Source organism: Paenibacillus sp. FSL R7-0297 (assembly GCF_038009025.1).
Lineage (GTDB): Bacteria > Bacillota > Bacilli > Paenibacillales > Paenibacillaceae > Paenibacillus_AQ.
The window spans coordinates 2,324,362-2,346,648 of the sequence record NZ_JBBPAQ010000001.1 but is presented as its reverse complement, the minus strand read 5'-3'; the positions used below and the strand labels follow the sequence as shown (position 1 = coordinate 2,346,648).

Below are 22,287 nucleotides of genomic sequence, written 5' to 3'. Positions count from 1 at the left end.
AGACAAAATAAGACAATGATCACAGCTTTATTCGTTTGCACGCACATGCGCCGGCTGCAGCTTCATTAGAGGATTCAGCAGTTTGCGCAGCGGACGCGGGTAACCTGCGATTTCCTGGCTGCTCAGTACGCCCAGAACAATCAACAGTACCAGATAAATGATAACCACGGCAGTTCCAACCACCAGACATGTAATCAGGAATGCCAGTCTTGCCGGCATCAGATGAGTCAGCATAATCCCCGCTTCATTGAGGCCATAGCCGATCCCGGCCGATGCGAGTACAGCGATTGAGAATCCGCCCCAGCGTTTGCCGAGAATTTCGAAGGGAATGATCTTTTTGAGCATCCGCAGATTAAGCAGCGTAATGACAATGAAGCACAGGGCCGTAGAGCCGATGATGCCATAGATGCCGAATAGCTGGCTGAACAGGAAGTTGGAAGCGAACTTCACGATAATCCCGATAAGCACGTAATACATCGAAATCCGCGACTTACCCATCCCAAGCAGAATAGAGTTCGTAGTCATCATAGTGATTTGAAAAATAGTCCCCAGCGTCAGCATCGCTACAATCCCGCTGCCGTCCAGACTGCTGAAGATCAGTCCATTGACTGAATATGCCGCCACAACGAGAGAGAGTACAATTGGTGTGCCGGTAAGAATGGAAATACGCATAGCCAGGGTAACCTGGCGTTTCAGATGCTGTTCATCTTTGCGGGCGTACGCCGCTGAAATAATCGGAATGAGCGACGTACTAAGCGCGATAGACAACACCGGCGGGATACCCGCTATACTCTGTGCACGGCTGCCGAATATCCCCAGGGCCCGGGTAGCTTCCTCCATTCCGATCCGGCCGCTGAGCAGCGGTACAATAAAGGAAGTATCGATAAAGTTCACAACAGGTACTGTGATCGAAGATAATACAATTGGAATGGACAGTTTGAAAATATCTTTATATATTCCAAGTAACGGAAGGCGTGCCTCATTCGATTCATAAAGAGCAATCTGCTCCTCGCTGCGGCGCATCTTCATCGCGTAATACAGCATAACACCGAAAGCGCCGACACTCCCGAGCACACTGCCGAAAGAAGCGCCTGCAGCCATCCATGTGTTGCTGTAGCCTTGGCGCAGCAGAATAAAAGCCAGCAGAATTGCCGTCGATACCCGGGCAATCTGCTCAATAATCTGTGAGATACCTCCGGCCATCATATTATTGCGCCCCTGGAAATAACCGCGCATCATCGCGATTGCGGGGAACAGCAGCAGCGCCGGGGCAATCGCCCGGATGGCCAGCGTACTCTCAGGAACTTTGGTGTACTCCGCATAATACGGAGCGGCTATGTACAGTATTGTACTCATTACAACACCTACAACAGCTGCAAAGATAAGGGCGGCACGGTATACCTGCTGTGCTTCATGCGGACGGTTCAGAGCATAACGCTCTGATACCATTTTGCTCAGCGTGCTGGGTATTCCTGCGGTCGCCAGCGGAAGGAGCAGCAGATACACATTGTTAGCCTGAGTAAAGGATGCATTCCCTATATCATTGAATAGATGTTCCAGCGGCACCCGCTGGGCAAGTCCAAGGATGCGGGCCACAAGTGCGGCCGCAGCCAGAATAAGCGTGCCTTTAACAAAAGATTCTTTCTTATTGGACAAGCTGTTTCGCCTTCTTCACAATAAATTTAATACCGTCCGATCCAGATAAAGAAGAGGACGACCATAACAATTTGCAGAATAATTTTGACTACGGTACTGCTGAATAGCCCCAGCAAGGAGCCGAAGCTGACCTTGACCGCCTTACCCGGCTTAGAGCCTGCAATCAGTTCACCGACAAAGGCCCCGAGGAACGGGCCGATCAGCAGACCAAAGGCCGGAATAAGAAAGGGGCCAATAATCAAGCCGATCGTGCTGCCGATGACGGACGCCCGTGAGCCGCCGAACTTTTTGACACCCCAGGCCCCGACTACATAATCGGCAACGAACAGAACCACCACAATCAATGTCTGGGCAATCCAGAACCAGGGACCGAAGGGGTCGAAGGAAAAGAACCAGCCGTATACGAAGAAGGCCAGATAAATCGCCAGCGCGCCCGGCAGGATTGGATATACCGCTCCTGCCAGCCCTACTGCAAACAAAGCAATGATCAGAATCCAACCCAGGATCGTCAATTCCTTCAACTCCTCAAGTTTTGATAGCAATAAAAGAACTCCAAAAGGTGTCGCTCGTAACTGCGGTGAATGTTTGAACTTCCGGCCGCTGTTGTCCCCAGATTTCTTGATTAATACCGCTCTGCGCGGTGGAAATCCGGTGACAAAGGCGGACGCTACCGCTCCTACAGTTTCAAACTTCCCCTCCGTTACTCCCACCAATTGTTGTCTTTCAGATCAAGCTATAAAAAATTTGATAATCCCAAACTCATTACTACATCTACTAAGCCTGCTTAGAAATTCTACCAGCCGAGGTTCCGGCCTCCGACAGAATATACTTCTCGATCACTTCCGCGATCCCGTCATTATTATTCGTAGCCACAACAGCATCGGCTTCCTGCTTAACGGTCTCCTGGGCATTGCCCATCGCTACGCCGAATCCGGCCTGCTGGATGGCCGCCAGATCATTCAGACTGTCGCCGACGGCCACAACCTGGGACATGTTAATGCCGAGAAGCTTGCAGACTTCCAGAATGCCGGATGCCTTGTTAACGCCAAGCGGATTAATCTCCAGATTGAACGGCGAGGAATTCGTGATCTCCAGCCCGCCCAGCTCCTGCAGACGCATCAGCAGCTTATGGCGGATATTATTATCCTCGGTAGAATAACCGAACTTCAGCCATTCCCTGCTGTCAATTTCGCCGTCCCAGGTGTCGCGGTTGTATACTTCATCCACCGAATATGCCCAGAACCAGATATCGAACTCTTCGGCAATCTTATGCATCTGTTTGACCAGTTCCACATCCATCAGGGACCGGCGGTACAGCTCCCCCGGTGCGCGCCATACTTCACTTCCGTTTACCATAATCATCGGGGTCTCCAGGCCAAGCTGTACGGCATAAGGCATCGCACTCCGGGACGAACGTCCGGTAGACAGGCAGACATGTACGCCGGCATTCATCGCTTTTTTGATCCATTCCACCGTTTTGGGGGTAATTTTCTGTTCATCATTCAGTAGGGTTCCATCCATATCCAATGCAAGCAGGCGGTATTTGGCAGTCATTTGCCACCCCTCCATTCTTGTATGTCTCCCGTTCGGGAGCTGTGTATTTGTCAATCAGGCTACGGCGGTTCGTCAGTTTGTGTGTACGGCCTCTCCATTGGCCGGATCTGCAGTCTTCACATTTTTCTTCGGGTTGCCATCCAGCCCGTACTCCCAGTCATACGCATCGAATATTTTACGCGCGACCGGCGCGGCACTGTTGGAGCCGAACCCGCCTTCAGGGATGACCACGGCAACTGCTAACTTAGGATTATTACGCGGGGCAAAAGCAATAAATACCCCGTTATCACGTAGTTCCCCTTTACCCAGCTGTTGGGAGGTACCTGTCTTACGGGCAAAATCATAAGGGAAATCCGTAAATGCAGTAACCTTACTGTTCATGCCCTGTTTGATTTCTTTCCAGAAGGACGGGTCAAAGGTCGTTACCTCATCCAGCACCTCGCGCTCAAACTTTTTGACCACATTGCCTTCAGAGTCGGTGATCTTGCTGACCAGCTGCGGCTTGATGCGCACACCTTCATTGGCAAGCGTGGAAGCGTACTGTGCCAGCTGCAGCACCGTATAACGGCCCTGCTGCCCGAAGGAGGCATAGACCAGTGCGGCTTGCGCACTGCCCGCTGCCTTGATATCGGTATAGTTAATCTGTCCCAGATACTCATTCGGAAGCCCGCTCTGTGTGGAGACGCCGAGGCCGAACTCCTTCATATACTTATCCCAAACTTCAATCCCCTCGCCCTTATATTGCTCATAAAGCTTCTTGCCGACCATATCCACCATGAATACGTTGGAGGAATCCTCAATCGCTTTGGCCGGGTCCATTGGACCGTAGACATGTCCGGAGGAATTGCGTACGGAGGATTTGTCATCCTTACCGAAATAAGCGATCCCTTTATCATTATACCGGTAAGAGGTGCTGAAGAATCCTTCGTTCAAGCCCACAAGCACACTCAGCGGCTTAATGGTTGACCCCAGTAATACGGTAGAACCGAATCCATGGCCGGACATCCCCGAAGAATACGGAGTAATCGTCCCATTCTGATAGTTACCCATAATTTTATTCCAAGTATCGGAATCCAGCTTCTCCGCCGTCCAGACATTGGTATCATAATCCGGCATACTGGCCATGGCAACAATATTGCCTGTATCCACTTCCATGGCTACGGCATAACCCGTCAGTGCATCGGGGTGGGTTTTGCCCTGTACAGCATGACTGTGCAGCCAGCTGATCTGCTCCGTAATGGCCTCTTCCGTCTTGAGCTGGACGTTCTTATTAATCGACATCCAGACATCATTACCCTTGACCGGCGGCACAACCTCTTCAACCTTCTCGGCCATATTCTGCGGATTCACTGAAATGACCTGATAACCATTCTTGCCGCGCAGCTCCCGCTGATATTGCAGCTCCAGACCGTCAAAGCCGACAAACTCATCATCTTTATAGTTCAGGCCGGGATCGGCATCGATCTTCTTCATTGCGTTCTGTATGTTCTTATAGATATTAAGTGTACTGGACGATTTGAAGGGCTTGATATACCCGACTGTCTGCACAGCAACCGTGTCCTTGTCATAATGCCGCACGCCTTCTTCAACAATCTCAAGACCTGGGAACTCGCTTTTATGCTCCATGAAATAAGCAACTTCCTGGGTGGTAAGACCGGATTTAATCTTGCGTGCCATATAACCCGAATATTTTTTGAAATATAAATCCAATGAAGTAATCACATTATTCACCGTCAGCTTCTCGCCATCCGGATCACCATGTTTATCGAATTCCTCGACCAGCCGGGTTGCCAGCGCATAGGCGTTTGCTCTCGATTCCGGCTTCAGTGCACTGATTCCGGTCTCCTTATCCACGGCTTTGGCCGTATATTCCTTTGTCAGGGTGATATACAGCGATTGAACGGAGGTCGAATAGGCAATTTCTTCTCCTCCGGCTGCGCGAATTGCACCACGGATGGACGCGAGCGGTACACTTTTGGTATCCCGGCTGGTCTCCACCTCAGTCAGCTTAGGTCCTTCCACAAACTGCACCACAGCCAGACGGATAATAATTACGCAAAAAATTACAAACGTGCTGAAGAAAAACACGTTGAGCCGCAGGCCAAGCGAACTCTTGCTGTCCTTCTCATCCGGGGGAGAGGCCTGCTTTCGGAAAACACTCACAGTTTTTCACTCCTCTACATCTCAAGTGGAAACGGCTTGGCCGTCCTTACTAAGGACAGCACCGTTTCAGCGGGAAAAATAATATAAATCTCTTAGTTGACAGTCGATTCTTGTTCCTGCGCTACTGGCGGAAGATTTTTTTTGGGAACTCCATCGAGCCCGTATTCTGAGTCATAGGCTTCAAATATTTTACGGGCCACCGGTGCAGCACTGTTCGATCCAAAGCCGCCTTCCGGAATAATCACCGCTACAGCAAGCTTGGGATGCTCACGCGGAGCATAAGCAATGAAGACTCCGTTGTCACGGACCGCACCGTACGCATCCATTTCAGAGGTCCCTGTCTTGCGGGCGAAGTCATACGGGAATCCGTCAAACACCTTAACTGTCGTGTTCATCCCCTGCTTGATCTCCTTCCAGTACGAAGGATCAAACGTAATTTTGTCCAGAACTTCCCGTCCGAATTCCTTAACCGTATGGCCCTCGGCATCTGTAATCCTGCTGACCAGCTGCGGCTTGATCCGTTCCCCTTCATTGGCAAGCGTTGCTGTATACTGGGCAAGCTGCAGTGCGGTATACTTGCCTTTTTGACCGAAGGAAGCAAAGACTAACGCCGCCTGGACAGAGCCCGCTTGCTCCGTATTGATATAATCGGCAACTCCGGCACTCTCACCCGGCAGTCCGCTTTGTGTCGACACCCCAAGTCCGAAGGCCTTCATATACTTGTCCCACACTGCGATTCCTTCACCCTGATACTTCTTATAGAGTGCATTGCCGACCAAGTCTACCATAAAAGCATTGGATGACTCCTGGATCGCCTTAGCGGGATCAAGCGGCCCCAGGACGTGGCCGGAGGAATTGCTTACGGAGGAACTGTCATCCTTGCCGAAATACGCGATTCCCTTGTCTATATAAGTGTCAGTCGTGTTGAATAAACCTTCATTGAGACCAATTAACACACTTAACGGTTTGATTGTGGAACCCAGGAAAATCAGTGACTTCAGGCCATTCCCTGAGACACCGGAGGTATTCTGGTTAATCGTGCCGTTCTGGTTATTATTCTTAATCTTCTCATACACTTCCGGCAGCAGCTTCTCGGCGTTCCAGACATTTGTATCATAGTCCGGCATACTGGCCATTGCGACTACATTGCCTGTATCGACTTCCATCGCAACCGCATACCCGGTCAGGGCATCCGGATGATATTTGCCTTGGACCGGATTGGTATGCAGCCAGCTGATCTGATCCATAATGGCCTGCTCTGTCTTCATTTGCACGCTTTTATTGATCGTCATCCAGATATCATTGCCCTTGACAGGCGGAACGGATGCAATGACTTCCTCAGCCATGTTCTGCGGATTAACGGAGAGGGTCTGATAACCATTCTTGCCCCTAAGTTCTCGCTGATATTGTTGCTCGAGACCATAGATACCGACAAATTCATCTTCCCTGTAAGCCAGGCCGGGATCAGCGCCCGTTTGTTTCATGGCATTACGAATATTCTTGTATATATCATAGTCCTCTGTCGAACGGAACAGCTTCATATAGCCTACCGTCTGAACTGCCACTGTATCCTTGTCATAATGGCGGACGCTTTCTTCCACAACAGCTAATCCAGGATAGCGTTCCTTGTTCTCCATGAGATGAGCGACTTCCTTCACCGTCAGGCCCGTCTTGATTTTGCGCGGGACATAGCCGAGTGATTTCTTATAATCAAGATCCAGCAGAGCAAGGATATCCTCCTGCGAGAGCTTTTTGGCGGAAGGATCACCATATTCATTAAAAACTGACGTGAGCCGCGCCACCAGTGAATTCGTACTTGCCTTGGCTTCAGCAGTGAAGTCATATACTCCGGTGTCCTTGTTCTTGGCTTTGGCTGTATATTCCTTGGTTAAAGTGATATATAACGACTGTATGGATGTGGAATAGGCAAGTTTCTCGCCGCCGGCAGCATGAATAATTCCCCGGATCGCCGCAAGCGGCACATCCTTGGTCTCCCGGCTGGCCTCGACCTCAGTAAGCTCAGGACTCTCCACAAACTGCAGCCCTGCAAGGCGGATAATAATGATGCAAAAAATAAAAAAAGTGCCGAAGAAAAACAGATTTATGCGTAAACTCAGGTAGTTTCGGGCAGAACCTCCATCCGGGCGGGAGCCCGGCTTACCGAACCATCTCACAGCATGTCCTCTCCTTGTATGTTATGCAAAACCGTATATCCGGTAGTCCAAAGGCAGAGCTCTTCTTACACGCTGTTATTGTACCATAGATGGAGGAGCTCCCGCTTCTTGTCAGAGGATGTTTTCCTTGATATGCGTTGAATCGAAATCCTTGGTATTGAACCAGTTCCCGCTGCTGGCCCAGGTAGAATCCAGCGGAATCCAGGCTTCCCTGCTGCTGATATAGACCTCATTCCAGGCATGGGGACCATAACCGCCCTGCCCGTCATAGCCCCTGCCGGTTACAACCCGCACCTGAAGGCCCTGCGAACGGGCCATCATGGCATAGAGGCGGGCATAATCTATACATACCCCCAGCCGGGTATCAAAGGTATCCTGCGGGGTCTGCTCATGCCAGATCCGTTTCTGCTCATAGTTCTCTGCCTTGGTATAGTCATAGGTGATGCGTGAGCCGATCCAATCATAGAGCAGCTTAGCCTTCGCTTCATCCCCGTCAGCCTGTCCGGCAATATCTGCGGCTGCACCAGCGATGTCCGCGGAAATATCATGGTCGATCACTTCATATTTGCGCCGCAAAATATCATTCATCTCGGCGGCTACCGCCTTGGTCAGCACCGGAAGCTTCCCCCGGACCTGTTCACCGGCCAGCGGCTCAAATACCGCCGCCGCACTCTGGCTGTAGATCGGCGAGGATTCCACGTAGCGGCTGAAGCCGCTGTCCGGATTTAGGCCTACGCCGATATAAAGCGCGAAGACCAGGACAAGCGCGCGGGCGAGCCCGGCGGCAAAGCCTAGAACGGCTCCGCTTAAGTGGCTGGCCCCCGTGATCTTCCCTCCCGGCCTTGACGAAAACCGCGGCAGGCGGAAAGGCAGCAGCAGGAACAGCAGACCCAGTATTAGGCGGATCAGACTGTAGGACAGGAGGAGGAGGAGGAGGAACCGCACAAGCGGCGAGTTCGCCAGCACCGATACAGCTGTATAATACACCTGCTGCCACTGGCTCATCCGGATGTCAGGCAGAACAACGCCTGATGCCCACTCCCCGGCTAGTGGCGAGAGGTATACAGCGGCCGGAACAGCCATAATCAGGGCCGCGATCGCCATTATTCCGGAGCCGAGCAGTCCGAACAGCCCTCCGGCCGCTCTTTTGAAGCCCCGGCCCCATCCCTGCAGTACGGAGAACAGCACGACCACCAGCAGGACGATCGAGATGATATTGGCCTCACTAAGACTATCTATCCAGCTGTTCAGCATCTCTCTCGCTCCTCCTTCTGTGGCTATTTAGCCTTTGGTTCAACTGCACTATTATTTGCCGGCCTGTTTCCGGGCTTCGTCAATAAATGTTTTGGTAGTATCTGTTACACTCCACTTTCCAAGACTGACCCCGCGGAAGATCACTTCAACCTTATCCTCTGCGGCGGAGCCCTTCACTTCGAGATTCGGAGTCGTAATTGTAAAAGTACCGTCACCGCCGGAGGTATACACCGCCTCCTGCGCTTCCTTAAGCATAACTTCCTGCGCTTCCTTCTTCAGCGTGCTGACCGTCCCGTCCGCCACTTTGTTAACAGCATTACCTATCTGATCCATGGTCACCCCGCTGTAGATGAACAGGCCTGCAACGATAATGATAACAATTGCCCATTTCAGTACAGTCTTAACGAGATTAATTACTGCAAACAGCAGGACAAGCGCAATAACGATAACAAGCCAATTCTCTCTGATAAATTGTGACCACACTGCCGGATCCATCAATTTCACAACACCCCTATCGCAAATTTCGCCACGCCGGGACTCCTGTCCCGTCTGACATATCCTTAATAATAATGATTATACATGAATGCCTCTTATAATTCATGGTTCCCGGGCTGCAGAAGCGCATACTGGGATTGGCCAAGAAAATGGTATAAGCCCCCTCCGGCGCACGTAAAGTACAAGTAGGCCGTTTCTTCCAAGTGAATCCCTTCCCATTACTCATCGGCTGGCCACCAACCTGGAGGTGTTACCCGTGAAAACCGCGCTGTGGCTGTATCTGTTTCTGTTTCTGGCATTCTTTGATTTGCACGCCCAGTATCCCATTCTGACGCCGTTTGCCATGTCTTTGGGAGCAGGCCCTGCCTTCATAGGCTGGATGATGGGGATGTATTCGCTGACCCACCTCCCCGGCAACCTGCTGGCCGGTGTACTGGTTGACCGCAACGGCAGCCGCCGTTACATCGTCTTTGCTCTTACAGCAGCCGGACTAATTCTGCTGCTGCAGGCCCATGCCCAGCTGCCCTGGCATCTGCTGCTGCTGCGCGCAGCAAGCGGCTTCGCGCTGGCCTTCCTCTCGCCTGCCTGCATGACCCTGCTGGCCTCTCTCTCCTCTGACCCGGCTACCCAGGGCAAGTACATGTCAGGCCATGGGATCATCCACACGCTGGCTTCTGTGGTCTCACCGGCGGCCGGTGCATTCATTGTTCTCAAGGCCGGCTATTCCGGCACCTTCAGTACCCTGGGCTGGCTGCTGATCTTAACAGGCGTGATGGCTTACTTCAGCGTGCCGAAGCATTCTCCTGCGCTGGCTTCACACGCACACGCTGTGCCGCTGCCGCAGGAGAAAGCGGCGATTCCACTGACAGCTGACATTCCAGTCTCTAAGCGCTACTATCTGCTGCCTTTTTTCGTATCCTGTTCCCAAGGGGTACTCTTCTTTGAACTTCCGCTGTCTCAAGGAAGAGACGGAATGATTTCAACCGGAATTCTACTGTCGCTGCTCAGCCTGGGGGCACTCCTGACCCTCAGCCTGTTCTTCCTGAACCGGCTGGCCCCTGGCATCCGCATTGCTGCTGCACTGCTGGGAATGGCAATCTGCTTCTTCAGTCTGGCCGCCTTCCGCAGCATACCGGCCGGAATCGTTCTATTCATGCTTGGCGCAGCCAAAGGCGTGTTATTCCCGGCGATGGCCTCCCTGTTCATCAGTCTGGGCGGTGCAGGCCGGATGGGACGTACCTTCTCGCTGCAATCCATCGCCATGTCGCTCGGGGCATTTGCCGGGCCGGTAGCCGCCGGACAGCTGAGGGACTATGTCTCCCCTTACTTCATTGCCTTCGTGCTGCTGATGACAGCCCTTCTGCTGCTTCCTCCCGGAAGATCCGGCAGTCCCGCTGCTTATTCTCCGGGCTTGAACAGCCACACCGCCTGATTCCAGCCGCATTCGCCAGCAATCACCCGCATTTTCCCTGCCGGGTGATTGTTTGTTTGATGACGTTTGTTTTTACGACATTTCCCGGGGAATGAATACATATTGCTCTTTGAACTGTTAAAATTGGCGAAGCTTAGGTACAATATCGTCATAACCAACTACGATCCGGGAGTGAGCACCTATGTCCATCACCATTATTGTCGAAGGCAAGAATGACCGCAGCCGGCTGAGACGGCTGCTCGCGCCGGAGGTCGACATTCTGTGCACTTTCGGCACCTTGAACACACTCAAGCTTGAATCCCTGCGCCGCACCGTCGGTGATGGAGAAGTATACCTGTATCTGGACAATGACAGCTCCGGCAAAAAAATCCGCGGCGTACTGCGCGACGCCTTTCCAGATGCGGTGCATATGTATACCCGGCGGGGTTACGCCGGTGTCGAAGGCACTCCTGACGAATACAGTATCACACAGCTCGAAAAAGCCGGCCTTGAGGAATATATTCTCTATCCGCAGCCGTTCAGTAACAGCTAGCTGCTCCTCCGGTCTGTAGTTCAACACCAAAAAACGCCTTGCTGGTCCCTCCTTAAATGGAGGGAGTCCGGCAAGGCGTTTGGTTTATTCCGGCAAATCTATTCACGGGCCAGCTTCTTAACCGATTCAGCCAGAAACTCCGGAGTCACATTCTCCGTATCCCCGGCATCATATAATGCCCTGAGGCGGTTGGTCCGATCTACCAGACCAATAAGGTTGGCATGGGCGAAATCATCCTTACTGTTGCCGTAGATCAGAACCTTGAATGATTCAGCCGCCAGCTTACGTACCTGCTCCTGATCCCCGCGCAGGAAATACCAGCCGTTATAATCGGCATGAAACTTGTCGCCAAATGCCTTGATCGCTTCACGTGTGTCGTTCTCCGGGTCAAAGGAAATGGAGACAAATTCAATATCCTTGCCAAAGCTGCCATCCTTCACCAGCAGATCCTGCGTCTGTGACAGCATGTAGGTAGTAATAGGGCACACATCCGGGCATTCGGTGAAAAAGAAATAGACCAGCCTTGCTTTGCCTGCCGTATCCGCCAGGCTCACCTGCTGTCCATCCACATTCTCCAGAGAGAAGTCCTGTACCTCCCCGATGACCGGCAGCTTCTTGTCTCCGAAGCTGAGCGAATTCACTGCCAGATAGATGGCCATAATTACCGCTGCAAGCAGCATCAGCCAGGTCCATTTATAGCGTTTCAAGGTCTGCACAGGACCCCTCCCCATTCATCATAAGAATCCGCACTTCCACCGTGTGTATCTAAAAATTAACCGTGGACCGTATTCAATACAAGCACAATCAGACTTATGGTCAGATAGTTAATGGAGAAGAAGAAATTTTTCTTGGCCCAGGCATCATCATCCTTCGCCTTAAATCCGATTAAGGTTAAATAGAGCCAGGCCAGCGACAAAGCTGACGACACAATGAGATAAAATATCCCTGCATAGTCATACATGTACATCAGTACAGGAATGGGCAGCAGCAGTGCCACATAAGGGATCATCTGGAACTTGGTACGGCGTGTCCCTTTGACCACTGGAAGCAGGGGGAACCCTGCCGCCCTGTATTCCTCTTTGCGGCGGATACCAAGTGCCCAGAAGTGGGGCGGCTGCCACAGGAAGAGCATGGCGAACAGCAGCCAGGCACCAAGGTCTACGGTTCCGGTAACAGCAACATAACCGATTACAGGCGGCATGGCACCGGAAATGGCTCCCACGGAAGTGCTCCAGGTAGATGTTCTTTTGAGCCAAAGGGTATACACTACAACATATACGAACATCCCGACGATGCCAAACAGTCCGGCCAGTACTCCGCAGAAAGCAAACAGCACAGCCAGGCCGGCAATACCCAGCCCAATGCCGTACAGCAGCACTGTCTGAGGCTTCAGCCTACCTGTAGGCAAGCCCCGCTCACGGGTTCTTTCCATCTTCATATCCAGATCCCGGTCGAAATAATTATTGAAAACACAGGCAGAGGCCATAACCAGCATTGTGCCAAGCAGGGTAAGGATTAATCGTCCATACTGTACATCCCAGCCTGAAGCCACCCAGTAGCCTGCAAAAGCAGCGATCAGATTGGAACGGATAATACCGGGTTTCGTCACCGTAATGAAGTCGCGCCAGCTTGCACCTTCCGGTGGAGACTTGGCAGACATTGATGCGGAATCGGAAGAAGCTTGATATCTCAATTGATTGTCCACGTATGGTGTTCCTCCTTCTAAGGGACTTCTTAACGTTCCGCCGGAGCCTGAGTAACTGTTCGGCTGTACCCTGGATAATATTACTCGCTCCGCTATTAACTTTATCATAGCAAACTGGGAAAGACTTTGACAATCATTGACCATGATGTTCATCAATTCGACAATTACGTGACAATATTTATTTCCTCCCCCTAAATAACTTGGCGCTAAATTGGGTAGTTATTAATAGGGAACTTCCGTATAAAGGAGATCTGGCCAAATGGATACCGCTACACATTTTGTTATGGGACTGGGACTCGCCGGTCTGTCGTTCGTTGATCCTTCTGTCGCCTCGAATGGGACACTTGCCGGTGCCGTGATGGTTGCTACTGTACTCGCTTCTCAGGCACCGGATGCCGATACTGCGCTGCGGCTGAAGGACAACGCGGTTTATATCCGCAATCACAGGGGAATCACCCATTCCCTGCCCTTTTTACTGTTATGGCCGGCTCTGATCACAGTGGTCATAGGTCCGGTCTTCGGATTAACGGATCTCCATGCCTTAAGCCATATTGCGCTTTGGAGCTTCATCGGCGTTGCCATCCATGTGTTCTCGGATCTGTTCAACACTTATGGGACCCAGGCGGCACGCCCGTTCACCGAGAAATGGATTGCCTGGAATATTATCCACATCTTCGACCCGTTCATCTTCGGCAGCCATGCGGCAGCGATCATTCTCTGGATCAGCGGGATTGTGCCTCCGGCACCCTTGTTCATTACCCTATATGCAAGCATCGTCTTGTATTACATCTGGCGGACGCTCGTACATGCGCGTATCACACGTAACATCAAGAACAAGGATGTGCACCATAATGCTGGTGACCGGTACTATGTCATCCCTACGATTTCGCCTACACGCTGGAACGTGGTCAAAGCCAAGCCGGATGGCAGCTACAACGTCGGACTGCTGAACAACGGCAAGCTGGAATGGTTCAGGCATGCGGTGTGCTCCACTCACCCCGCTGTGGAACATTCGAAGTCCCATCCGGATATTCAGGCTTTTCTGTACTTTACCTCTTACGCTGTCGCCGAGGTCGAAGAGCTGCCCTCCGGTTATATTGTACGCTGGGGGGATGTTCGTTATTTACACCGTAAGCAATTCCCGTTTGTTGCAGTACTGGTCATGGACAACCAGTATCACCCGCTGAATACTTATGTAGGCTGGCTCAGCAGTGAGAAGCTGGATGAACGCTTCGCCATCGATCCGGGAACAGTTAAGACCTAGCAGCGTAACAATGCATATCCTGAAGATGGCTGGCATCCGCCCATGCGGATGCCAGCTTTTTAGTTTATGTGGCAATGAGTTGAAGTTCACCCTGTATTGTCCGGCCGGGATGTTGAGAATGTTGTATATAATGTAATGCAACTCTGAGCCTTAGATATTGGGATTACTTTAAGAATTGTTGTATGAAATACAGGCCTGTTGATTCCCCATATTATGGGATGGATATAATCCCCAAAACCCCTTTGTTCCTGAGCAGACTAAGTTGAACCTGCCACTCCAGCGGAAGACTAAATATACGCCAATGCTGCATAAATTCCCAAAGGGTCAGTTGAGCAAAGGCAGGCACGTTGGGGTGGATTTCATCATAAACGCGTTTCAGAAGCACATAGACAGCAAGGGCCACAAACAATTGGCTGTATACCGCATTTTCAGTGGTTCCAAATAGACATGGCACGTTCAGATGCTGTTTAATCCAGCGGAAAAAGACTTCAATTTCCCAGCGTGCCTTGTAGATTTCAGCGATCACATGAGCGGACTCTTTTCTCAAATCGGTCACGACCCGTACGACTTCACCCCGGTCATTTTCAAATTCTACGACCCGGTGGCGCTGAGCAGATTGGCACTTCCCTTGACCGATATAACAAGTAATATCACGAACAATTTTCGTTTCTCCCTCTGCGGGTCGCTGGAGTTCTCTTGGCTTCACCAAATGGAGATTGTCTTTGAGCCGAATCACAAACGACTGGCCCTGGAGCACATATTGATCCAATCTGCTGATTTTTCCATACGCCCGATCCTGTACCAAAATGTAGTCCGTATCGGCCAAGACTTCTCCAAACGGAGCGTCATTGCGCTTCGCGATCGATTCCTTCACGTTCAGGGGTGAACGCTGGCCATGCGAAAGAGCAACATGCAGCTTAATACCCCCTCTGAATTTTTTGTACGAGGCCCAAGGCATTCTAGAGTTCGCCGCCGTGACCGTAGTCGAGTCAATCAGCAAAAGATCTTTAGGAAGATTCAAATGCCGCCGGGTTTGGCGGTTACATTTCGTGACGAGCATTTGAAAGATACGTTTGAAGATTTCGTAAGGGACTTCACCGGCCTTGCCGGAAAGGGTGGAGTAATGAATTTCTGGCAAGTCAAAGCTTGGGCCTAATCGGGCACTCTGCCGGAATCCGTCCCATTTGTGGTAGCAGGCTTGGACAAAGTAATCGAGCAGCAACCCGACGGTCATTTTGGTTCCTCTATCCACGTAGTCCTTGGTTTGTCCGGTCACCATTTGGACTTCTTCCGGTGTTAACACTTGTTTGAAAACGGCTAAAAATGGGGTATATTTATTCATGAGGTCGCCTCATTTCGGTTTGGTTTGGTCGTACTTACCATTACCCGAAATGGCGGCCTTTTTCGTCCCTTTTTTTGGGAAATCAACACGCCTATATGAAATACAGCTATCCCCCCGCTTAGCGGCTATGAAGGAGAAGAATGTTGCCTTTTGTGCAACAATTTTCAATTAGGGCGATTTAATAAAGGAAATGTTGTATTCTGTCCAGGATTCCGTCATTGGACCTTTACATAAACATTCCTATCTCTAGCTAAGCTTAACCAGCAGGTTAAATCTTCCTGAGGTCTATTTCTCTTGCCGCCTCTTGACGCCCCGGACCGCATAAGGCACAATCACAATAAAGCGGTTACAGTTAATAGTTCATGATATGAATTGAAAATCCCGGGGTGCAGAAAGCACTCCGGGACTCACTCCACCGCTATTGCAGCAGAAAGGAAGGCTGGAACATATGGGTAAAGGTCTGTCACTGTGGTTCGCCTGCTCTTCAATTCTCATACTTACGGCAGCTTCCATTTCAATCAGCTATAACATTTGGCTGGCGCTGCTGCTCGGTACCCTGTGCGTGCTCAACATTGGCTGGGGCTTCATCATCAAAGCCCGGCTGAGACGCAAGGCCGAGCGCAAGCTGCCCTCCTCTTAACGGTAAGGCAGGAAGCCCATCCGTTCCTTCACGCCTTCCAGTGTCCGGGCAGCACTGCTGCGCGCGCTTTCGGCACCTTGAGCCAGAATACCGCCCAGTGTGCCTGAGCTGCGGATCTCATGGTATCTCTGCTGGATGGGTTCAAGCAGGGCAACGATTACTTCGCCAAGATCTTTTTTGAAGCCGCCGTACATTTGCCCTTCATACTTGTCCGCTATCTGCTGGAGGCTCATTCCCGAGCATTCGGCATAGATACTCATCAGGTTGCTGATCTCAGGCTTATTGGCCGGATCAAATACCACTTCGCGTCCTGAATCCGTGGTTGCGCGGCTGATCTTTTTACGGATGATATCCGGCGGATCCAGCAGACCGATTCTGCTGCCGGCATTAGGGTCGCTTTTGCTCATTTTTTTGGTCCCGTCATCCAGAGACATAATCCGCGCTCCGACTTCAGGAATATACGGCTCAGGAATAGTGAAGAAATCACCGAACCGGTGATTGAAGCGCCCCGCCAAGTCGCGGGTCAGCTCCAGATGCTGCTTCTGGTCTTCACCCACCGGTACCAGATCGGCGTTGTAGACCAGGATATCTGCAGCCATCAGCGATGGATACACGAATAATCCGGCTCCTACGGATTCTTTGCCTGCCGATTTATCCTTAAACTGCGTCATCCGTTCCAGCTCACCCATAGCAGTCAGTGTCGTCAGAATCCATCCCAGCTCAGCATGCTGAGGCACGTGGGACTGCATGTAGACATGGGAGATGGCAGGATCAATGCCTGCAGCCAGATACAATGCAGCTACCGATTCCGAATTCTCACGAAGGGCAGCGGGATCTTGGGCAACCGTAATGGCATGCAGATCCACCACCATAAAGTAACATTCATATTCCCTTTGAAGCTTGACGAAATTCTTGATCGCTCCGATGTAATTTCCGAGTGTGAGCGAACCGCTGGGCTGAATCCCCGATAATACCTTTTTAGCCATGATCTTTATCCTCCATCATCTGTATATTCCGTGTGCGCCAGGACGCAAAAAGGCCCCACATCCGCAAGGGACGTGAGACCGTGGTACCACCCTTATTCGCTGCTCCTAAGTCATCCCTGGGGGACAGGCAAGCAGCCTTAGCTTCCGTTAACGGGGAAGAGCCGGCCGGTCTACTGAAGGCTTATTCAGCCCGTTCGATCGCGGCGCTCAAGGGTCCATTCGGTCAGAGGTGCACCACCGGTTCACATCAGCCACCGGCTTTCTGAAGGTACAGTCCTTTGCTTACTTGTCCCTGTCATCACGTTGTTATCATTCATTGTTGCCTTCATCATAGTGCGTGCCGGAGAAGTTGTCAAATCTCTAACCACCGTCACTTAAATCTGGTATGATAAGGATATTCGTGTATGATCTGATTACAGTTTATCAAAGGAGCATATCTCTTATGAAACAGGTGACCAAAGGGCAGTGGAACGGTTATGATACGTACATTTTGCATAGCCGTGAGCTGGAAGTCACGCTTTTGCCCCGGCTGGGGAACAATGTAATTTCCTTATGGGACCGCAAGGAGGAGCGGCAAATCCTGCGCCAGCCTGATGAAAGCGACTTGGCTTTTTATATTCAGAAACCTTATCACTTTGGCATTCCGCTTCTGGTACCGCCCGGCCGTATCCGAAACGGGCAGTTCGCGTTCGATGGCACCAGCTACCAGTTCGACCGGAATTCAGGCGATCATCATATTCACGGCCTGCACCGTACCCAAGCCTGGTGTGTCAGCGATATTGAAGAAGACGAGGAAGGCTGCGCGGTAACAACCGAATTCACAACTACGGATGATCCGGAGTGGATCAGGCAATTTCCCGAGCCGCTGAAGCTTGAGATGACATTCCGCCTGCAGGGGCCTGACCTGGTGCAGACACTTAAGGTTACCCATCTGGGCGGCAGTCGCATTCCATTTGGTATCGGCTATCATACATGGTTTATGCTGGACGGCGCCCCTGAGCGCTGGAGCATAACACTCCCTGTGCAAAGCGTTTATGAGCTAAATAACGAACTCCTGCCCAGCGGACATTTATTACCGCTCGGTGAACTCGATAGTCTTAACAGCCATATGAACCTCCAAGGCAAGAATCTGGATACGGCCCTGAGGATGGATGATCATCAGCCTGCCGAAGCGTTACTCATGCGCGATGACGGCTACGGACTGCGTTATTCGGTGGACAAGGAACATTTCCGCCACTGGGTCCTCTATACCAAAGGAGAGGCTAACCAGTTCCTCTGCATTGAACCGCTCACCTGGCTTCCGGATGCGCCGAATCTTCAGCAGGACGATTCCTTCACAGGAATGCTTACGCTTGAACCGGGCCAGACACTGGTGCTTGGCAGCAGCTTGCAGATGATTTATCCCTGAGGGTAAATTTCATATAATTACCAGCCTCTAAACCTTCGAAATTCGTGCATGAATTCTCTCCCTAGCGCTCATACTATCTTCACAACGGGCGAAGGAGGTGAACAAACATGGGTCAAGCAGGTCAACAAGGTCGTGGTAGCCGTTCTAACAACCTGGTCGTTCCTCAAGCGAATGCAGCGCTGCAGCAGTTGAAATATGAAGCAGCACAAGAGCTTGGAGTAACTATCCCGGCTGACGGTTATTATGGGAACTACACTTCCCGCGAAACCGGTTCTTTGGGAGGATATATCACCAAACGTCTGGTGCAACTGGCAGAGCAACAACTGTCCGGTCGTTCGTAGTAACAGCCTTATCATAAGTATCCGGCCAAGCCTCATAGCTTAGGCCGAGCAGCTTCGCAGCCCTCCCGCGCTTCTCGTCGAAGCGCAGGGGGGCTTTTTATATGGGTATGCAAGATATATATAATCGGGTAATCAGCCAAAGGACTGGTCGGAGACATCTCCATGGTTACTGCGGGGATAGCGGATCATCAGGTTGGCCATATTGTAATTAGACTCCAGTGTCGCATCCACCACCACCATCCCCTGGCGGACGGCAAATTCATAGCTGATCTCGCCATGAGTCCAGCGCTTCTTATACTTCAGGCTCTCCAGAGCCATCACCCGGAAAGAAGATTGCTGACCCTTCGTTAATCCTTCCTGCTCCGCTGCATAGCTCCCGCTGCGCCCGGCAAGCGGATTATGACGGATGCCGAACTTGCCGATGATGTTATTTCTGATTTGTACAAATACGATACCGGAAGTCAATCCTGACAATTCTTCCTGCAGTTCCTTAAACACCAGATCGATTTGTCTTGCCAGCGATAGTTGTTCCGTTCTCAACATACATATCCTCCTAGAAGTTTTGTGGGTGATACAAGTTCCATGATTCAGCTTCACAAAAGCCGCTTCAATAACCTATGGCTTAAGTTTTGTGTGTAAAAATACAGAGTAGTAAAGTATCAGTCTAACAGCCCTTATATAAGGCTTTAGGCACATTATAGGTCACTAATTAAATGCATACAACATTATTCAACATAATTGGGTTATTATCCCTATGAATGCGCAAATTTCTTAATATCATTAGCTAAATCCATCCTTTTATCGCCTTTTTTCGACAAAAACACAACTAAAAAAGTCCCTGTATCCAGGGACTTTGCGTATTCGTACCATATTCTATAGCTATTGTTTTACTGCAAAAAAATCAATTCGCCTTATTTCCGACAAATTCTTAGGCCAGATGTGCTGTCATTTCCAGGAATTCATTAATATCTGCAGCAATCAAATCTGCGGCCCCCTGCCAGAAATCCGGCTTGGACAAATCCACGCCAAGATGCTTCGACACCAGATTCTCCAGTGTCATGACTCCGGTATCCTTCAGCAGGCTGTCATATTTATCAGCAAAGGATGCACCTTCCTGCAACGCAAGCCGGTACAGTCCGGTACTGAACATATATCCGACGGTGTAAGGGAAGTTGTAGAACGGCACATCCGTGATATAGAAATGAAGCTTGGAGGCCCAGAAATGCGGGTGGTACTCCGAGAGCACACCGCAGAAGGCTTCTTTCTGCGCTTCTTCCATCAGGGCAGACAGTTCTTCCGCATTCACCAGACCCTCTTTGCGTTTCTCGTAGAAGCGGGTCTCAAACAGGAAGCGGGCGTGAATATTCATGAAGAACGCTACGCTGTTCTGAATCTTCGCTTCAAGCAGCGCCAGCTTCTCCTCAGCATTGCCTGCGGATTTCACCTGCGCATCAGCCACAATGACTTCGGCGAAGGTTGAGGCCGTCTCAGCCACATTCATGGCATAGTTCTGATTGAACAGCGGCTGGTCATCCAGCAGGAACGAATGATAGGCGTGACCGAGCTCATGCGCAAGCGTCGATACATTGGACGGAGTACCGCTGTAGGTCATAAAAATGCGCGATTCTTTGCTCTCCGGGAATGATACGCAGAATCCCCCGGGACGTTTGGCTGCACGGTCTTCGACCTCAATCCAGTCATTGTCGAAAGCTTGTTCGGCGAAGTCCGCCAGCTTCGGACTGAATTTGCGGAACTGGGTGACGATGTCGGCTGCCGCTTGTTCATAAGGGATTTTGCCGGAGGACTTGCCTACAGGCGCTTCCACATCAACCCAAGCCAGAGATTCCAGACCAAGAAGCTTCGCCTTGCGCTGCAGATAGGACACAATTGCAGGCTTGTTCTTCGTAATAACCTCCCACATCACATCGAGCGATTCCCGAGTCATACGGTTAATGCCAAGCGGCTCATTCAGCACATCCTCCCAGCCCCGGCCTTTGTAGAGCTTCAGGCGGAATCCGGCCAGATGGTTAAGGGTGTCGGCACAATAATCAGCAGCGCCGGCCCAGGCCTCTTCCCATTTGCGGAACATGGCGCTGCGGACCTCAGGGTCCTCGTCATCCAGCTTGTTGAAGGCTTGACCGGCAGATAGCAGCTTCATGCCCTCTTCATCCTCAAAAGGAATCTGGACCCGGCTCACGATCGTTTCGTAATGCTCGCTCCACCCATGGTATCCATCAACTGCCAGTTCAAGCGCAAGGCTCTCAAGCTCCGGGCTCATCTTCTCACGGGCCAGATCACGGCTCTCACTTAGTACGAAGTTCAGCGGGGCAATCTCCGGCCGGTCCATCCATTCAGCCCACACCCCATCCGGAGTCTGGCGCAGCACATTATCGAATGCAGAGCTGACGCCCTCAAAACCGGCCCGCATGCCAGTTACCTTGGACGACAGCCTTACAGCCCCTTTGTCCTGCTGGTTCTGGGCTCCCAGACAGCCGGTGAATTCTGAAGCCTGCGTGAGCCGTCCGGCACAGCTCTGCAGCAGTTCGATCACACCGTCCAGCGACTCCGTGGACGCAGCATCGGTTGGCGCAACTGCCGCAGCGACCTGCCGGCGCAAGCTTTCAATGTCTTCTTCCAGATGGTTCAAAAAACTCTCAAACTGGGGGGAAGCCGAACCTCCAGGGAAAATGGAATCCAGTTCCCATGTCAATGATAAAGGCTGTTTCATGTATTCTCACCGTTCCTTTGTTCATATTGGTTTTCTTTGTATTTGTGCTGCAGCCATGGTAAAGTGAATTACGATAGTCCACCAATGTTAAGGAGGCCACCCTTGTGAAGCCACTGCAAATTTCGCCGGAAACGGCCATTACGTTATCCAAACAACTCGGCGTTCCGCTGGAACACCTGATGCATATGCCTCAACATATCCTGCTGCAAAAAATCGCCGAATTATCCAAGAAAGCAAGTTCAGAGCAGGACAAGCAATGATTCCCTTCAGCCATACCTGGCCTTATGATATTATTCTGGGAGACATGTACGTACAATATTGCCCGTTCTGCGACCAGGAGAATGTTCTTCTGCCTATGAAGCCCAAAGAGCTGCAAATCGTGCGTGACGGCAAAAAAAAGCTGCTGGTCTTCCCCTGCTGCAGTGCCAGCCCCACGGTCATCGACAATGACGGGGACTATCTGCTGTTCGATCGGGCTGTCCGCTAAGCAGCGGAAGACAGTTCCCCCCGGCTTCAGTCACCAAATACCAGGCGTATGAGGAGTTTTCTCTTCTACGCCTTTTCGGGGTCCGGATGACTCCGGACCGACCGACATTCATAATCCAAGTGCGGT

The 22,287-nt window shown here is 51.2% G+C and carries 21 protein-coding genes and 1 other annotated feature; of the genes, 8 read left to right on the top strand and 13 right to left on the bottom strand.

Features of this window, described 5'->3' with window-relative positions:
- Positions 1–27: 27 nt before the first annotated feature.
- From MKZ24_RS10365 to MKZ24_RS10335, 7 genes are all read right to left on the bottom strand, one after another.
- Positions 28–1,656, bottom strand: a complete 1,629-nt coding sequence (locus MKZ24_RS10365) for a putative polysaccharide biosynthesis protein (protein ID WP_042239464.1) — start codon at positions 1,654–1,656, stop codon at positions 28–30.
- Between the two features lie 26 nt (positions 1,657–1,682).
- Positions 1,683–2,168: a DUF456 domain-containing protein gene (locus MKZ24_RS10360; RefSeq protein ID WP_042239465.1), complete on the bottom strand. Its 486-nt coding sequence runs from the start codon at positions 2,166–2,168 to the stop codon at positions 1,683–1,685.
- A gap of 262 nt (positions 2,169–2,430) precedes the next feature.
- On the bottom strand, positions 2,431–3,210 hold the full coding sequence (locus MKZ24_RS10355; RefSeq protein ID WP_042239467.1) for a Cof-type HAD-IIB family hydrolase: 780 nt from the start codon (positions 3,208–3,210) through the stop codon (positions 2,431–2,433).
- Positions 3,211–3,282: 72 nt separating this feature from the next.
- Positions 3,283–5,373: a peptidoglycan D,D-transpeptidase FtsI family protein gene (locus MKZ24_RS10350; protein WP_340782673.1), complete on the bottom strand. Its 2,091-nt coding sequence runs from the start codon at positions 5,371–5,373 to the stop codon at positions 3,283–3,285.
- 92 nt (positions 5,374–5,465) lie between these two features.
- Positions 5,466–7,547: a peptidoglycan D,D-transpeptidase FtsI family protein gene (locus tag MKZ24_RS10345; RefSeq protein ID WP_340782670.1), complete on the bottom strand. Its 2,082-nt coding sequence runs from the start codon at positions 7,545–7,547 to the stop codon at positions 5,466–5,468.
- Between the two features lie 111 nt (positions 7,548–7,658).
- A complete protein-coding gene (locus MKZ24_RS10340; protein ID WP_340782666.1) occupies positions 7,659–8,801 on the bottom strand; it encodes a transglutaminase domain-containing protein in 1,143 nt (380 codons plus the stop codon).
- A 51-nt stretch (positions 8,802–8,852) separates the two neighbouring features.
- Positions 8,853–9,296, bottom strand: a complete 444-nt coding sequence (locus tag MKZ24_RS10335; RefSeq protein WP_042239475.1) for a hypothetical protein — start codon at positions 9,294–9,296, stop codon at positions 8,853–8,855.
- A gap of 256 nt (positions 9,297–9,552) precedes the next feature.
- On the opposite strand from MKZ24_RS10335, the gene MKZ24_RS10330 reads away from it, so the two are divergent.
- Together MKZ24_RS10330 and MKZ24_RS10325 are read left to right on the top strand one after the other, a co-directional pair.
- Positions 9,553–10,728: an MFS transporter gene (locus MKZ24_RS10330; protein ID WP_340782663.1), complete on the top strand. Its 1,176-nt coding sequence runs from the start codon at positions 9,553–9,555 to the stop codon at positions 10,726–10,728.
- A 181-nt stretch (positions 10,729–10,909) separates the two neighbouring features.
- Entirely contained in the window at positions 10,910–11,260 is a 351-nt protein-coding gene (locus tag MKZ24_RS10325) for a DNA primase (RefSeq protein WP_042239479.1), read from the top strand.
- Between the two features lie 98 nt (positions 11,261–11,358).
- On the opposite strand, the gene MKZ24_RS10320 is transcribed toward MKZ24_RS10325, so the two are convergent.
- Positions 11,359–11,976 (bottom strand): SCO family protein, encoded by a 618-nt coding sequence (locus MKZ24_RS10320; RefSeq protein WP_340782658.1) that lies wholly within the window; start codon positions 11,974–11,976, stop codon positions 11,359–11,361.
- A gap of 56 nt (positions 11,977–12,032) precedes the next feature.
- Positions 12,033–12,965: a heme o synthase gene (gene cyoE / locus MKZ24_RS10315; protein WP_042239481.1), complete on the bottom strand. Its 933-nt coding sequence runs from the start codon at positions 12,963–12,965 to the stop codon at positions 12,033–12,035.
- Positions 12,966–13,224: 259 nt separating this feature from the next.
- Between cyoE and MKZ24_RS10310 the strand changes: the two genes are divergently transcribed.
- On the top strand, positions 13,225–14,229 hold the full coding sequence (locus MKZ24_RS10310; RefSeq protein WP_042239483.1) for a metal-dependent hydrolase: 1,005 nt from the start codon (positions 13,225–13,227) through the stop codon (positions 14,227–14,229).
- A 211-nt stretch (positions 14,230–14,440) separates the two neighbouring features.
- On the opposite strand, the gene MKZ24_RS10305 is transcribed toward MKZ24_RS10310, so the two are convergent.
- A complete protein-coding gene (locus tag MKZ24_RS10305) occupies positions 14,441–15,571 on the bottom strand; it encodes an IS4 family transposase (RefSeq protein WP_340782655.1) in 1,131 nt (376 codons plus the stop codon).
- Between the two features lie 448 nt (positions 15,572–16,019).
- Here MKZ24_RS10305 and MKZ24_RS10300 point away from each other — a divergent pair, with 448 nt between their 5' ends.
- Positions 16,020–16,211: a hypothetical protein gene (locus MKZ24_RS10300; RefSeq protein WP_042239485.1), complete on the top strand. Its 192-nt coding sequence runs from the start codon at positions 16,020–16,022 to the stop codon at positions 16,209–16,211.
- On the opposite strand, the gene trpS is transcribed toward MKZ24_RS10300, so the two are convergent.
- Positions 16,208–17,197: a tryptophan--tRNA ligase gene (gene trpS, locus MKZ24_RS10295; RefSeq protein ID WP_340782647.1), complete on the bottom strand. Its 990-nt coding sequence runs from the start codon at positions 17,195–17,197 to the stop codon at positions 16,208–16,210. The genes MKZ24_RS10300 and trpS overlap by 4 nt on opposite strands.
- A 63-nt stretch (positions 17,198–17,260) precedes the next feature.
- Positions 17,261–17,505 (bottom strand) — a binding site (T-box leader).
- Positions 17,506–17,639: 134 nt separating this feature from the next.
- On the opposite strand from trpS, the gene MKZ24_RS10290 reads away from it, so the two are divergent.
- Positions 17,640–18,605 (top strand): aldose 1-epimerase, encoded by a 966-nt coding sequence (locus MKZ24_RS10290; protein WP_340782644.1) that lies wholly within the window; start codon positions 17,640–17,642, stop codon positions 18,603–18,605.
- A gap of 107 nt (positions 18,606–18,712) precedes the next feature.
- Positions 18,713–18,946 carry an alpha/beta-type small acid-soluble spore protein gene (locus MKZ24_RS10285; protein WP_039307200.1) on the top strand — a complete coding sequence of 78 codons (234 nt, stop codon included), beginning with the start codon at positions 18,713–18,715 and terminating at the stop codon, positions 18,944–18,946.
- 132 nt (positions 18,947–19,078) lie between these two features.
- Here MKZ24_RS10285 and MKZ24_RS10280 read toward each other — a convergent pair whose 3' ends face one another.
- Both MKZ24_RS10280 and MKZ24_RS10275 read right to left on the bottom strand, forming a co-directional pair.
- The gene (locus tag MKZ24_RS10280; RefSeq protein ID WP_042239489.1) at positions 19,079–19,489 is read right to left on the bottom strand and encodes a hypothetical protein; all 411 of its coding nucleotides are present in this window, start codon (positions 19,487–19,489) and stop codon (positions 19,079–19,081) included.
- Between the two features lie 385 nt (positions 19,490–19,874).
- Positions 19,875–21,674 carry a M3 family oligoendopeptidase gene (locus MKZ24_RS10275; protein ID WP_042239492.1) on the bottom strand — a complete coding sequence of 600 codons (1,800 nt, stop codon included), beginning with the start codon at positions 21,672–21,674 and terminating at the stop codon, positions 19,875–19,877.
- 104 nt (positions 21,675–21,778) lie between these two features.
- Here MKZ24_RS10275 and MKZ24_RS10270 point away from each other — a divergent pair, with 104 nt between their 5' ends.
- Together MKZ24_RS10270 and MKZ24_RS10265 are read left to right on the top strand one after the other, a co-directional pair.
- Entirely contained in the window at positions 21,779–21,934 is a 156-nt protein-coding gene (locus MKZ24_RS10270) for a YycC family protein (RefSeq protein ID WP_081956685.1), read from the top strand.
- Entirely contained in the window at positions 21,931–22,161 is a 231-nt protein-coding gene (locus MKZ24_RS10265) for a hypothetical protein (protein WP_039307194.1), read from the top strand. Before MKZ24_RS10270 ends, MKZ24_RS10265 begins: the two co-directional genes overlap by 4 nt.
- Positions 22,162–22,287: the final 126 nt, after the last annotated feature.

Excerpts from the sequence above, each read along its gene's own strand:
- MKZ24_RS10355 (WP_042239467.1), bottom strand. The coding sequence starts at position 3,210 with ATGACTGCCAAATACCGCCTGCTTGCATTGGATATGGATGGAACCCTA.
- MKZ24_RS10340 (WP_340782666.1), bottom strand. The coding sequence starts at position 8,801 with ATGCTGAACAGCTGGATAGATAGTCTTAGTGAGGCCAATATCATCTCG.
- MKZ24_RS10335 (WP_042239475.1), bottom strand. The coding sequence starts at position 9,296 with ATGGATCCGGCAGTGTGGTCACAATTTATCAGAGAGAATTGGCTTGTT.
- MKZ24_RS10325 (WP_042239479.1), top strand. The coding sequence starts at position 10,910 with ATGTCCATCACCATTATTGTCGAAGGCAAGAATGACCGCAGCCGGCTG.
- MKZ24_RS10310 (WP_042239483.1), top strand. The coding sequence starts at position 13,225 with ATGGATACCGCTACACATTTTGTTATGGGACTGGGACTCGCCGGTCTG.
- MKZ24_RS10305 (WP_340782655.1), bottom strand. The coding sequence starts at position 15,571 with ATGAATAAATATACCCCATTTTTAGCCGTTTTCAAACAAGTGTTAACA.
- MKZ24_RS10300 (WP_042239485.1), top strand. The coding sequence starts at position 16,020 with ATGGGTAAAGGTCTGTCACTGTGGTTCGCCTGCTCTTCAATTCTCATA.
- trpS (WP_340782647.1), bottom strand. The coding sequence starts at position 17,197 with ATGGCTAAAAAGGTATTATCGGGGATTCAGCCCAGCGGTTCGCTCACA.
- MKZ24_RS10290 (WP_340782644.1), top strand. The coding sequence starts at position 17,640 with ATGAAACAGGTGACCAAAGGGCAGTGGAACGGTTATGATACGTACATT.
- MKZ24_RS10285 (WP_039307200.1), top strand. The coding sequence starts at position 18,713 with ATGGGTCAAGCAGGTCAACAAGGTCGTGGTAGCCGTTCTAACAACCTG.
- MKZ24_RS10280 (WP_042239489.1), bottom strand. The coding sequence starts at position 19,489 with ATGTTGAGAACGGAACAACTATCGCTGGCAAGACAAATCGATCTGGTG.
- MKZ24_RS10275 (WP_042239492.1), bottom strand. The coding sequence starts at position 21,674 with ATGAAACAGCCTTTATCATTGACATGGGAACTGGATTCCATTTTCCCT.
- MKZ24_RS10265 (WP_039307194.1), top strand. The coding sequence starts at position 21,931 with ATGATTCCCTTCAGCCATACCTGGCCTTATGATATTATTCTGGGAGAC.